We start from the raw sequence: 12,245 nt of genomic DNA on the forward strand, positions 1-12,245 counted from the left end.
ACTGGTCGGCGACGGGGGCAGCCGGCTGGCTGGCCGCGGCGGCTTCGGCGGCCCGGCGGGCGGCCTCTTCCTCGGCGGCGCGGCGGGCTTCTTCCGCCTCGCGCTTGCGGCGCTCTTCTTCCTCGGCCTTGCGGCGGGCGGCCTCTTCCGCGGCGCGGCGGGCTTCCTCTTCCTCGCGGCGCTTCTGGTCGATGATGGCGCCCTGCAGGGCGGCCAGGCGACGCTGGCGCTCTTCGTTCGCCAGGTTGCCCGACGGCGGCGTCACGCCGCGCGTGTCACGGCGCGGCGGCTCGACACGGCCGGACTTCGGCTGCAGCCGCACGCCGCCGGGGGAGGCGGCACGCTCGACCTGCGGCGCCTCGGCCGCGGGAGCCTCCGCACCCTGGGGCGCCTGACCCTCGGCGCCGGGCGCCACATGGCGCTTCTTGCGGCGCTCGACCTGCACCACCTTGGTGCGGCCGTGGGAGAAGCTCTGCTTCACCTGGTCGGTCTCGACCCGCTTCGGCAGTTCCAGCTTCCCTTTTCCGAGCGTCAGAGGGGCCTTCCGTTCGTTCTCGTTCGCCATAAGCTTCAATCAGTCTCCGGTTCCCCGGTCCCGGCCGTTGCGCGGGACCTCGTGTGAAGGCACCGCAGCCTATGCGGAAGCCTCCTTCGAACGATCCGGCCGGGCCGGACCCTTCACAAAATTCCTGGCGGCGATCCGGCTCTGCCGGACGGTCGCCCGTCTCATCCTTCCGTCAGCACGAAGACCGGCCTCCCCTATACACGGCAAGCCGCTCCGCCTGCTCTTTCAATCGCGCCGCCATGGACGCCTGGGCCCGGCCCTGTGCCGTCACCACCCCATGCACGACGATGTCCCGTCCGAGGGCGCCGCCCAGTTCGGCGGCGGTGAACAGGTCTATCACCGGCAGACCGGGGGCGAGAGCCCTGATCTTGCCGCGGCCGTCCTCGGCGCCGTCGCTGGCCTCCAGAAGAACGGCCGCACCCTGCCGCTGATCCTTCAGCAGGGCGCGCACCTTGTCGAAACCGGCGGTCACCGCCCCCGAACGCCGGGCCAGGCCCAGCAGGTTCAGGAACTTGCGGCGCATCAGCAGGTCAATCCGGTCCGCCAGATCGGGCGGAACGTCCACCTTGCGCCGGGCCGCCCGGGCAAAGGCCCGTTTGGTCACGGCCGTTTCTATCATATCCCGGCGGGGGCTCAACCACAAACCCCGACCGGGGAGGGCGTTTTCCAGATCCGGGACCACGGTTCCGTCCGGTGCCACCACAAAGCGCATCAGCGCATCCTTGGGCAGCACCGTGCCGGAGACGATGCAGCGGCGGTGCGGACCGGACGGGTCGAGGTCGTCGTCGGCGCCGTCCTCATCGGCCGGCCCGACATCGCCCTGGTCCTCGTCCGCCGTCGCCGCCGGCTCCGCTGCGGGAGCCGGGACGGCGGGGTCTTCCGGCCGCTGCTGCTGCGTCATCGGCCGCTCAGCCCTCCGTCGTCTCGTCGCCGGCGTCGGCGGCGGCAGCCGCGTCCTCCTCGGCGAACCAGTGGGCGCGGGCGGCCATGATGATGGCGTTGGCTTCGTCGGCGGTCAGTTCGTCCTTGCCGACGATCTCCCGCAGTTCGTCACCGGCCAGATCGCCCAGGTCGTCGAGGGTCTTGACGTCGTTCTCGCCCAGCTTCACCACCATCACCGGGGTGAGGCCGTCGACCTCCATCAGCTCGTCGGCGACGCCCAGTTCGCGGCGGCGCTCGTCGGCCTTTTCGTTGCGCTCCTCGATGAAGACGCGGGCGCGGGCCTGGAGTTCCGCCGCCACGTCCTCATCGAAGCCTTCGATGGTCGACAGTTCATCGAGCGGGCAATAGGCGATCTCCTCCAGGGTCTCGAACCCTTCGGTGACCAGGAGATGGGCAATGACGTCGTCGATATCCAGGGCCTCGATGAACAAAGCCGAGCGGGTGCGGAATTCTTCCTGCCGGCGCTCGCTCTCTTCCGCCTCGGTCATGATGTCGATGTCCCAGCCGGTCAGCTGGCTGGCCAGGCGCACGTTCTGGCCGCGGCGGCCGATGGCCAGCGACAGCTGATCGTCGGGCACCACCACTTCGATGCGGCGGCTTTCCTCGTCCAGCACCACCTTGGCCACTTCCGCCGGGGCGAGGCCGTTGACCACGAAGGTGGCGGCGTCCTCGGACCACTGGATGATGTCGATCTTCTCGCCCTGCAGCTCGGCCACCACCGCCTGCACGCGCGAGCCGCGCATGCCGACGCAGGCGCCGACCGGGTCGATGGAGTTGTCCTTGCTCAGCACGGCGATCTTGGCGCGCGAGCCGGGGTCGCGGGCGACCGCCTTGATCTCGATGATGCCGTCGTAGATTTCCGGCACTTCCTGGGCGAACAGGGCGGCCATGAAGCCGGGGTCGGTGCGCGAGCAGAAGATCTGCGGGCCGCGCGGCTCCTGCCGCACGTCCTTGATGTAGCAGCGCACGCGGTCGCCGTTCTTGAAGTGCTCGCGCGGGATCAGGTCGTCGCGGCGCATGAGCGCCTCCGCCCGGCCCAGGTCGACGATGACGTTGCCGAACTCGACGCGCTTGACCAGGCCGTTGACGATCTCGCCGATGCGGTCCTTGTACTCGTTGTACTGGCGCTCGCGCTCGGCGTCGCGGACCTTCTGGACGATGACCTGCTTGGCGGTCTGGGCGGCGATGCGGCCGAAGTCGATGGGCGGCAGCGGATCGACCAGGAACTGGCCGACCTCGATGCCCGGCTTCTTGCGGCTGGCGCGGTCGAGCGGGATCTGGATGTTCTCGTCCTCGACCTCGGCGCGCGTCGGCACGACCTCAAGGTAACGGGCGAGGCGGATTTCGCCGCTGTGGCGGTCGATGGTGGCGCGGATGTCGTTCTCGTGCCCGTACTTGGAGCGCCCGGCCTTCTGAATGGCCTGCTCCATGGCGAGGAACACTTCCTCCCGGTCGATGCCCTTGTCGCGGGCCACCGTGTCGGCGACCTGCAGAAGCTCCGGACGGGCCATGCCTACGGTTCGTTCCATCTCTCTTCGCCTAGCCTCAGTTGTCGTCGTCGTTGACGGCCGTGTCGTCGCTGTCGCTGTCGCCGGCCTCTTCGTCCTGCTGCGCCTTGGCCCAGGCCAGCAGGGAGTCGTTGAGGATGAGCTTCGCCTTGCCGATCTCGGCGCGCGGGATGCTCACCTCCTCGTTGGTCTCCACCAGCCGCATCTGCACCGTGTCCGCCTCGGCATCCAGGCCGAGCAGCTGGCCGGAGAAGCGCTTGCGGCCGTCGTGCGGCTGCGCCAGTTCCACCTTGGCATCGAAGCCGGCCCAGGTGACGAAGTCCTTGGCGCGGGTCAGCGGCCGGTCCAGGCCGGGGGAGCTGACCTCCAGATGATAGGCGCCGGCGATGGGGTCCTCGACGTCGAGAATGGCCGAGACGGCATGGCTGATGGCCGTGCAGTCCTCGATGCCCATGCCGCCGTCCTTGCGTTCCGCCATGATCTGCAGCGTCTGCCGCTGGCCGCCGAACAGCTGCACGCGCACAAGCTCGTAGCCCATGTCGTCGAGCGTCGGCTCGATCAGGTCAGAGATGCGGGTCATCAGGTCCATCGGTCGGTCTTCATCCGTGGTGGTGAAACAAAAAAGAGCGGGCCTTCGGGGCCCACTCTCGAAACCCCGGAGGGGTATGAGAATGTCGGATTACACGGTGTAATATAACCGATTGCGCGCGTCATGCAAGGGTGACGGCGGGCAGCACCGGGCCGCAGCGGACGGCGATGCGGCCGCAGACCCGCGTTCACGGCGCCGTCGGCGCGCCATCCCCGTTCCGTCAGCGCAACAGATCGATGGCGGCGTTGATCTGCGCCATGCGGTCGTGACTGCCATAGCGGCCGTCCGGGTGGTGGATGGTCGCCAGCATGCGGAACCGCGCCCGCAGGGTGTGCTTGTCGGGCCGCGCCGAGGGCGGAAACCCGAGCACGTAGAGCGCTTCCTCGCGCGTCTGCACGCCGTTGGGCAGCGGCTCGAACGCCAGCACCGAAACGACTGCCCGCAGCCGCTCCAGCTCCTCCAGCAGCGCCGGGTCCGGCTCGGCCTTGGGAGGCGGAGGCGGAGGAGGCGGAGGCGGAGGCGGTGGTGGCGGAGGGGGAGGTGGCGGCGGGGGAGGCGGAGGCGGGGCGGCCTCGGCCTGGGGCGACGGGCGGCCGGTGCGGCTGCGGGGGTCGATCAGGTCGATGCGGCGGGCGCCGCTTTCCAGCTTCAGCGCGATGTCGAGCGCCCGGCGGATGAAGGGGATCGACAGTCCCGGCACGGTGCGCACCTGCAGGCGCGGCTTGCGCTTCCACGGCCGCCCCTGGGAGGGGCCGCTTTTCAGCACCACCGTCTCGCGATCCTCCTCGGCCGGGCCGCCGGGGTCGGGGTGGCTCTCGATCTCCAGCGGCGGCACCACCAGCATGATCGAGCGGGCGATGTCGCCGGCATTGACGCCCTTGCGGCAGGCCAGGGCCTCCACCGCATCGCGGAAGGCGGAGGCGCAGGGCACCGTGTAGGAGGCTTTCACATGGCCGCTCACGGCGCCGGCTCCGCATGTAGTTTCCGTGACGTTTCAAGGTCGTGGCGTTCCCGCGCCGCCCTATCTGCAAAAGCAGTTGCAGGCACCGGAGCACGGCGGTTTTCATGTCGGGTTCGCAACGGAATCATCGGCGACTCGGGCGAGTCAGCGCGGCTTGAGGGGCGGGCCCTTGCGGAACAGGGCCTCCATCTCGGCCGCCGGCAACGGTTTGGCGACCAGATAGCCCTGGATGCTGTCGCAGCCGACGCCGTGCAGGAAGTCCAGGTGTTCCATGGTTTCCACGCCTTCGGCCACCACCTTCAGGTTCAGCGCATTGGCCATGGCGATCATGGCGCAGACGATGGCGGCGTCGTTCATGTCGGTGGTGACGTCGAGCACGAAGCTGCGGTCGATCTTCAGCTTGCGGATGGGGAACCGCTTCAGCACCGACAGCGACGAATAGCCGGTGCCGAAATCGTCGATGGAGGAGGCAACGCCGCGGTCACGCAGCTGCCGCACCACGGCGATGGCGTTCTCCGGGTCGGTCATGGCCGAGCTTTCCGTCAGCTCCAGCTCCAGGAAGCGCGGGTCCAGGCCGGTGGCGGCCAGGGCGTCCTCCACCGTCTGCAGCAGCCGGCGGGAGTTGTGGAACTGGCGGCCGGAAATGTTCACCGCCACCGGCACCTGCGGCAGGCCGGCGTCGTGCCAGGCCTTGGTCCAGCGGCAGGCGTCGTCCAGCACCTGCTCGCAGATGGCGTCGATGAGGCCGAATTCCTCCGCCACCGGGATGAACTCGCCGGGCGGCACCAGGCCGCGGTCGGGGCTCTGCCAGCGGGCCAGCGCCTCCATGCCGACGAAGGCGCCGGTGCGCACGTCCACCTGCGGCTGGAAGAAGGCGACGAACTCGCGGTTTTCGATGGCGCGGCGCAGGCGGGCCTGCATGGCCAGGGTCTGCACCGCCCGCTGGCCCATTTCCTCGCTGAACAGCTGGAAGCTGCCGGGGCCCTGCGCCTTCGCCCGGTTGAGCGCGGCATCGGCGTGCATGATGAGGGTTTCCGCCGAGTCGCCGTCGCGCGGATAAAGGCTGCCGCCGATCGACAGGGTGAGGTCGAACTCCTGCCCGTCGATGGCGATGGGCTGGGCGAAGGCGGCGTGGATGCGCTCAACCGCCTCGAACATCTCCGCCAGGGTGGCGATGCCGGTCAGCAGCACCATGAAGCGGTCGCCGCCGGCGCGGCACAGCACGTCGCTGCTGCCGCAGCAGCCCTGCAGCCGCTCCGCCACCGCCTTCAGCACCCGGTCGCCCACCGAATGGCCGAGGGTGGCATTGATGATGCTGAAGCGGTCAAGGCCGAGCGACAGGAAGCCGATCCACGACTGGGTGCGGTTGGCCTGCGCCCGCGCCCGGTGGAACCGCTCCAGGAACAGGGTGCGGTTGCCGAGGCCGGTCATCGGGTCGTAGTAGGCGAGGAACATCAGCCGTTCCTCCGCCCGCTTGCGGTCGGTGACGTCCAGCGCCACGCCGTCCCACGCCATGCGCCCGTCGTCCAGCCGCCGCGGCCGCGACCACGAGCGCAGCCAGCGTTCCTCGCCGGAGCGGTGGATGACGCGCACGTCCATCTCCACCGGCTCCAGGCTGCGGGCGGAGCGGGACAGCGCTTCCATGAAGGCGGCCCGGTCGTCGGGGTTGAGGCGGTCGAGGAACAGGCTGGCATCGGCCAGCATTTCCTCCGGGTCGATGCCCGCCACCTTCTTGGCGCCCTCGTTGACGTAGGTGTAGCGCACCGACCCGTCGGCTTCGAGAATGCGCTGGAACACCATGCCGTTGATGTTGTCGGCGATGGTGCGCAGCCGCTGCTCGGTCTCGTGCAGGGCGCGTTCCGTCTCCTTGCGGGCGGTGATGTCGCGCAGCACGGCGATGAACACCCGCCGCCCCTCGCTCAGCACCTCCGACAGCGCCAGTTCGATGGGGAAGACGGTGCCGTCCTTGCGCTGGCCTTCCAGTTCCCGCGCCCCGGCGCCGAGCATGCTGCTCTCGCCGGTGCCGAGGTAGCGGCGGATGTAGCTCTGGTGGCGGTCGCGGTGGACCGGCGGCATCAGCACGCTGACGTTGCGGCCGATCAGCTCGCTTTCGGCATAGCCGAAGGTGAGCGTGGTGGCGGCATTCACCGTTTCGACAAGCCCGCTCTCGCCGATGGTGATGATGCAGTCGGCGGCATGATCCATGATCATTTCCAGCCGCTGCTCCGCCCGCATGCGGTCGGTGACGTCGATCAGCACGCCGTCCCACAGGATGTCGCCGTTGGGCATGCGCTCCGGCCGCGCGGTGCCGGACAGCCACTTGACCTCGCCGCTGGCGGCGATGGCGCGGAATTCCTCGGTATAGACGCAGAGATCCTGGGCCGAGCGGCGCATGGCCTGCATGTAGCGGTCGCGGTCGGCCCAGTGGATGGCGTCGATGCAGCCGTCGCGGGCCAGCCGCATGTCCTCGGGCTCGTAGCCCAGCAGGTCGCGCACCCCGGCGGAGAAGAACGGGTAGTAGATGGTGCCGTCGGGCTGCATCACCCGCTGGAAGATGATGCCCGGCATGTTGGCGGCCAGCGAGCCGAGGCGCTCTTCCGCGCCGTCCCACACGTCGCCCAGGCCGGCGAAGGCCAGGGTGGCGTCGCGCAGGGTGCAGACGAACAGCCGGCAGGGCGCCGGGGCGACGCCGATGGTGATCTCGCAGGTCAGGGTGCGGCCGTCGGCGGCCACCAGCGGCAGGAACCGCCGGCCGCCGGCTTCGACCGCATCGGGCGGATCGCCGAGGAAGAGGTCGAGGCCGCCGTCGGGCACGGTCAGGATCAGGTCGACCGGCGCCCCCACCACCTCGGCCGCGTCGTGCCCCAGCAGGGCGGAGGCGGCGCGGTTCCAGGCCAGGATGATGCCGTCATGGTCAAGCACGACGATGGCGTCGGGCGCACCGTCCAGAGCACTGCGGTGCAGGTCCGGCGGCGGAACGAGATCGAGCCCGGACGCCGGCGACGGCGCGTGGCCCTGCTTCACGCTCTCGGTGCTCATCGACTGGCGGCCATCCGCTCCCTGCGTCCCGCGCGAGCGGGACCCCTCCCCCAGGTGTCTGGCGCCATGTTACGGCCGCAACAGGGGTAAGGGCAACACCTCTGGCGGGGCCGCAGATCAAAAGACGTGCAAAGACACAGCCCTTGCTGGAATGATGCAGCGAGACTTTCGCGTTCATTCGCCGGCCCCGTCCTGCTACCCTCCGGCACGCATCGCTTGAACCACAGGCAGTCCTCTCGAATGCCGCACAACCGGGACACGTTCCGCGACCTGCTTGACCAGTTGCCGCAGCCGGTGCTGGTGACGGCGGCGGCGCAGCCGTTTCCGGTGCTGTGGGCCAATGATGCCGGCCGCGCCCTGATGGACGGCCATGCCGCCCTGGCCGAGCTGCCGGAGGCGGAGGCGCTGCTCGCCCTGGCCGAGGACGCCGCCGCCGCCCCGGCCGAGGCGAAGGAGGCGGTGCGCGGGCGGCTGCAGGGGCCGGGCAGCGATCGCCGCCGCTGGCTCGACTGGACCGCCCAGGCCACCCGCTGGGACGACGGCCCGGCGGTGCGGCTGGTGGCGGTGGACGTCACCCGCGACATGGAGGCGCAGCGCGCCGAACGGCTGCTGCGCGAGGCGCTGGACAGCATCCCCGACGCCCTGGTGCTGTTCGACACCGACGACACGGTGCTGTTCTTCAACAAGGCCTACCGCGACTTCTTCTGGTACATTCCGCCGCTGGAACAAATGCGCGGGCGGCCGTTCGACGACGTGGTGCGGCTGTCGCTGACGCCGCCGCGGGTGGTGACCGACCCCCTCGCCCGCACCGATCCGCAGGCCTACATCGAAAAGCGCCGCCGCCGCCTCCACAACCCGAGCCCGGAGCCGTTCGAGCTGTTCACCGCCGAGGGCCGCTGGCATCTGGTGCGCGAACGCCGCACGCCGGAAGGGCGCTTCATCGGCATCCGCTCCGACATCACCGACCGCAAGCGGGTGGAGGAACGGCTGTCGCAGCTGGTGAAGGAACTGGCCGAGTCGAACCGCGAGCTGGAGCAGTTCGCCTATGTCGCCAGCCACGACCTGCAGGAACCGCTGCGCATGATCACCAGCTACCTGCAGCTGCTGGAGCGGCGCTATCGCGGCCGCATCGACCCGACGGCGGACGAGTTCATCCGCCATGCCGTCGACGGCGCCGCCCGCATGCAGCGGCTGATCCAGGACCTGCTGGAGTATTCCCGCATCGGCCGCAGCGGCCGCCCCATGGCGCCGGTCGCCATGGCGGCGGTGCTGCGCCAGGCGCTCACCAACCTGCGGCTGACGGTGGAGGAGAACAACGCCACCGTGGTGGTGCCGCCGGACGGCGACCTGCCGGAGGTGCTGGGCGACCCCGGCGAGCTGGTGCGGCTGTTCCAGAACCTGCTCGGCAACGCCCTCAAGTACCGCCACCCGGAACGGCCGCCGGTGGTCACCGTGTCGGTGGCGGCGGAGGGCGGGCATCACTGGCGGTTCTCCATCGCCGACAACGGCATCGGCATCGACGCCGCCCACTTCGACCGCATCTTCCTGATCTTCCAGCGCCTGCACGGGCGGGAGCATTATTCCGGCACCGGCATCGGGCTGGCCATCGCCAAGAAGATCGTCGACCGCCACGGCGGCCGCATCCGGGTGGAGTCCGAGCCCGGCCGCGGCTCCACCTTCCATGTGGTGCTGGCCGCCGCCGACCCGCTGCCGCCGGGCATCGGTTGAGGCGCGATCTTTCGACGGTTCTGTAAGCCGGATGCCGGTACGGCCACGGTTGCCTCGGCGGCGGCGGGCTTCACATACTTGCCGACGGGGTGGTTACGGCGGCGGCATGATCCGTCGCCGCGGTGTTCTGGTACCTTTATGACGGGAGCCGGATGTCGCCGATGTTTGATGCGCATGCCCTCCGCGGCCTGTTGCCCCGCCTCCGCCGCCATGCCTTTCTGCTGACCGCTTCGCGCCTTGCCGGCGATGCCGCCGTCGCCATGGCGATTGCCCGCCTGCCGCGCGATGCCGACGGCCGGCCGCAGGGCCGCGACCTGGCGCAACTGTTCACCCTGGTGCAGGAGGCGGCGCGCCAGGTGGTATGTCCGCACGACGGCCACCTCGGTCCGCTGCACGAACGGCTGGCCGCGCTGCCGCCGCCGCAGCGGGCGATGCTGGTGCTGGTGACGGTGGAAGCCCTGCCGGCCGCCGAGGCGGCGGCCATCTGCGGGCTGGCGGCCGAGGACGGCGCCGGCGCCCTGACCGCCGCCCGGACCGCGCTCGGCAGCCGCATGGGCAGCAGCCGGCCGCGCCAGAGGAGCGGGCAGGGTGGCGGCGGCGCCCGGCGCTGACACCGGATGGTCGGGGTGGTCCATGCCACCGCCGGGGCCGCCGCCGGTGAGTACAACCATGGCGCCCGGGGTTTTGTTCCGCACTGCGCAACGCCCACCCTCCGCCCGCCGTCGATGCGGCAGCGAAAAGGCCCGTCCGCGCGGGGCGGACGGGCCTTTCGAAACTGGTGCCGGCGATAGGATTTGAACCTACGACCTACTGATTACGAATCAGTTGCTCTACCCCTGAGCTACGCCGGCGCCGGGAAGAGGCCGGAAAAATAGGCGGGTCGCCGCCATTTTGCAAGCCGCATTACGGCCCGCCTTTGAATTCCCGCCAGCGCCCCATATAAACTCCCGCCGCACCGTCCCGCACCCCCTGGACCAACCGGGCAAGAGCGACATGACAGCATCGGACCCCCTGCCCCTGCGCGACCGCATCGGCCTTTTCGTCGAGGGCCCCACCGTCCAGCGCTTCATCATGGCGCTCATCATCCTGAACGGCATCACCCTCGGGCTCGAAACCACCGGTTGGGTCACGGGCGCGGCGGAAACGGCGCTGCTCACCCTCGACCGCGTGGTGGTCGCCATCTTCGTGGCCGAGATCGCCGCCAAGCTGGCCTACCGCCGCCTGTCGTTCTTCCGCAACGGCTGGAACGTGTTCGACTTCATCATCGTCGGCATCGCGCTCATCCCCGCCACCGGACCGCTGGCGGTGATGCGGGCGCTGCGCATCCTGCGGGTGCTGCGCCTGATTTCGGTGGTGCCGCAGATGCGGCGGGTGGTGACGGCGCTGGTCACCGCCATTCCGGGCCTGTTCTCGGTCTGCGCCATCATCGGCCTGTGCTTCTATGTCGGGGCGGTGCTGGCGACCAAGCTGTTCGGCGCCAGCTTCCCCGACTGGTTCGGCTCCATCGGCGCCTCCATGTACACCCTGTTCCAGGTGATGACGCTGGAAAGCTGGTCCATGGGCATCGTGCGGCCGGTGATGGAGGTCTACCCGCTGGCGTGGATGTTCTTCGTGCCGTTCATCATCATGATGAGCTTCGCCATCCTGAACCTGTTCATCGGCATCATCGTCGACGCCATGTCGACGGTCGCCGCCGAGGACCGGCAGGAGGCGGTGGCCGAAGCGGCCGAGGCCGCCGCCGCCGAAGCCGCCATCATCCGGGCGGAGAACATCAGCCTGCACCGCGAGGAACACCAGGACCTGGCCGCCATCCGCAGCGAACTGGCGGAGGTGAAGGCGGCCCTGCAGCAGCTGCTCGCCCGCCAAGGCGGCCCGGCCGCCTGAACATAAAAACTACGGCCCCGCCGCCTGAGCCTCTGCCCGCGGCCCTCAGTCGGCGGTGGGGCGGCTGCCGAAGATGGCGGTGCCGACCCGCACGTGGGTGGCGCCCAGCGCGATGGCGGTGGGGAAATCGTCGCTCATGCCCATGGACAGCACCTCAAGGCCGTTGCGGCGGGCGATTTCCCGCAGCAGGGCAAAGTGCAGGGCCGGTTCCTCGTCCACCGGCGGAATGCACATGAGGCCGCGCACATCGAGCCCGAGATCGTCGCGGCAGCGGGCGATGAAGGCGTCGGCCTCGTCGGGGGCGATGCCGGCCTTCTGCGGCTCGCGGCCGGTGTTCACCTGCACCAGCACCGGCACGCGGCGGCCCTGCTTGTCCATCTCGGCGGCCAGCGCCACGGCGATCTTGTCGCGGTCCACCGTCTCGATGACGTCGAACAGCGCCACCGCCTCCTTCGCCTTGTTGGACTGCAGCGGGCCGATCAGGTGCAGTTCCACGTCAGGGAAGCGGGCCTTCAGCGCCGGCCACTTGCCCTGCGCCTCCTGCACCCGATTTTCGCCGAACACCCGCTGGCCGGCGGTCAGCACCGGCAGGATGCGGTCCTCGCCATGCACCTTGGAGACCGCCACCAGGGTGACCGATTCCGGCGCCCGCGCCGCCTCGCGCGCCGCACGGGCAATGGCGGCCTGCACCTCGGCAAGGGCGGCGGCGGTATCGACGGAAGGGGTGTGGTCGGACATGGCGGCGGCTGAACCCGATGCTAGAGTGGCGGAATGTCGACCCGCACCCTAGCAAAGCGCCGCCGCAGGCTCAATTTCCCCTGCCGGGTGGCCGTCACCGATGCCCGCCGCACGCCGGACCCGGCGGCGCTGGCGGCGCGCCTGCCGGCCGGCACGGTGCTGAGCCTGCGCCATTACGAGGTCGCGGCGGCGGAGCGCGCCGCCCTCGCCTGCACGGTGGCGGCGGTGGCGCGGCGGCGGCGGGCTGGCTGCGGGTCGGGAACACCGGCGACAACAGCGCCGCATCGGCCC

Annotated in this window: 10 protein-coding genes, 1 tRNA gene and 1 pseudogene; 4 read left to right on the plus strand and 8 right to left on the minus strand. The window is 70.1% G+C overall.

The features are described from left to right. The 6 genes from ABD056_RS21610 to ABD056_RS21635 all read right to left on the minus strand — a co-directional run. Window positions 1-565: translation initiation factor IF-2 associated domain-containing protein (locus tag ABD056_RS21610; protein WP_343870215.1), on the minus strand; the 565-nt coding region annotated here is incomplete at its 3' end. Between the two features lie 172 nt (window positions 566-737). Beyond that, window positions 738-1,466, minus strand: coding sequence for an RNA-binding protein (locus tag ABD056_RS21615; protein WP_343870217.1), 729 nt, complete (start codon window positions 1,464-1,466; stop codon window positions 738-740). Window positions 1,467-1,473: 7 nt separating this feature from the next. Then, the gene (gene nusA, locus ABD056_RS21620) at window positions 1,474-3,036 is read right to left on the minus strand and encodes a transcription termination factor NusA (protein WP_343870219.1); all 1,563 of its coding nucleotides are present in this window, start codon (window positions 3,034-3,036) and stop codon (window positions 1,474-1,476) included. Between the two features lie 16 nt (window positions 3,037-3,052). After that, the gene (rimP, locus tag ABD056_RS21625; protein ID WP_425545070.1) at window positions 3,053-3,604 is read right to left on the minus strand and encodes a ribosome maturation factor RimP; all 552 of its coding nucleotides are present in this window, start codon (window positions 3,602-3,604) and stop codon (window positions 3,053-3,055) included. 220 nt (window positions 3,605-3,824) lie between these two features. Beyond that, window positions 3,825-4,565 (minus strand): J domain-containing protein, encoded by a 741-nt coding sequence (locus tag ABD056_RS21630; protein ID WP_343870223.1) that lies wholly within the window; start codon window positions 4,563-4,565, stop codon window positions 3,825-3,827. A 144-nt stretch (window positions 4,566-4,709) separates the two neighbouring features. After that, window positions 4,710-7,604, minus strand: coding sequence for a bifunctional diguanylate cyclase/phosphodiesterase (locus ABD056_RS21635; protein ID WP_343870225.1), 2,895 nt, complete (start codon window positions 7,602-7,604; stop codon window positions 4,710-4,712). A 240-nt stretch (window positions 7,605-7,844) separates the two neighbouring features. Between ABD056_RS21635 and ABD056_RS21640 the strand changes: the two genes are divergently transcribed. Together ABD056_RS21640 and ABD056_RS21645 are read left to right on the plus strand one after the other, a co-directional pair. Next, the gene (locus ABD056_RS21640) at window positions 7,845-9,332 is read left to right on the plus strand and encodes a sensor histidine kinase (RefSeq protein ID WP_343870227.1); all 1,488 of its coding nucleotides are present in this window, start codon (window positions 7,845-7,847) and stop codon (window positions 9,330-9,332) included. Window positions 9,333-9,493: 161 nt separating this feature from the next. Then, the gene (locus ABD056_RS21645) at window positions 9,494-9,943 is read left to right on the plus strand and encodes a sigma factor-like helix-turn-helix DNA-binding protein (protein WP_343870229.1); all 450 of its coding nucleotides are present in this window, start codon (window positions 9,494-9,496) and stop codon (window positions 9,941-9,943) included. A gap of 165 nt (window positions 9,944-10,108) precedes the next feature. On the opposite strand, the gene ABD056_RS21650 is transcribed toward ABD056_RS21645, so the two are convergent. Further along, window positions 10,109-10,183, minus strand: a tRNA-Thr gene (locus ABD056_RS21650). Between the two features lie 142 nt (window positions 10,184-10,325). On the opposite strand from ABD056_RS21650, the gene ABD056_RS21655 reads away from it, so the two are divergent. Further along, window positions 10,326-11,216, plus strand: a complete 891-nt coding sequence (locus ABD056_RS21655; RefSeq protein ID WP_343870231.1) for an ion transporter — start codon at window positions 10,326-10,328, stop codon at window positions 11,214-11,216. A 45-nt stretch (window positions 11,217-11,261) separates the two neighbouring features. On the opposite strand, the gene ABD056_RS21660 is transcribed toward ABD056_RS21655, so the two are convergent. Then, on the minus strand, window positions 11,262-11,954 hold the full coding sequence (locus ABD056_RS21660) for a YggS family pyridoxal phosphate-dependent enzyme (protein ID WP_343870233.1): 693 nt from the start codon (window positions 11,952-11,954) through the stop codon (window positions 11,262-11,264). Window positions 11,955-11,987: 33 nt separating this feature from the next. Between ABD056_RS21660 and ABD056_RS21665 the strand changes: the two are divergent. Continuing rightward, window positions 11,988-12,245 (plus strand): annotated as a pseudogene (locus ABD056_RS21665) (hypothetical protein); the annotation flags it as partial.

The sequence above is a fragment of the Caenispirillum bisanense genome (assembly GCF_039523075.1).
In the GTDB taxonomy this organism is placed as follows: Bacteria; Pseudomonadota; Alphaproteobacteria; order Rhodospirillales; family Rhodospirillaceae; genus Caenispirillum; species Caenispirillum bisanense.

Coding starts and splice junctions, on each gene's coding strand:
- ABD056_RS21615 (WP_343870217.1), bottom strand. CDS start 1,466: ATGACGCAGCAGCAGCGGCCGGAAGACCCCGCCGTCCCGGCTCCCGCA.
- nusA (WP_343870219.1), bottom strand. CDS start 3,036: ATGGAACGAACCGTAGGCATGGCCCGTCCGGAGCTTCTGCAGGTCGCC.
- rimP (WP_425545070.1), bottom strand. CDS start 3,604: ATGGACCTGATGACCCGCATCTCTGACCTGATCGAGCCGACGCTCGAC.
- ABD056_RS21635 (WP_343870225.1), bottom strand. CDS start 7,604: ATGAGCACCGAGAGCGTGAAGCAGGGCCACGCGCCGTCGCCGGCGTCC.
- ABD056_RS21640 (WP_343870227.1), top strand. CDS start 7,845: ATGCCGCACAACCGGGACACGTTCCGCGACCTGCTTGACCAGTTGCCG.
- ABD056_RS21645 (WP_343870229.1), top strand. CDS start 9,494: ATGTTTGATGCGCATGCCCTCCGCGGCCTGTTGCCCCGCCTCCGCCGC.
- ABD056_RS21655 (WP_343870231.1), top strand. CDS start 10,326: ATGACAGCATCGGACCCCCTGCCCCTGCGCGACCGCATCGGCCTTTTC.
- ABD056_RS21660 (WP_343870233.1), bottom strand. CDS start 11,954: ATGTCCGACCACACCCCTTCCGTCGATACCGCCGCCGCCCTTGCCGAG.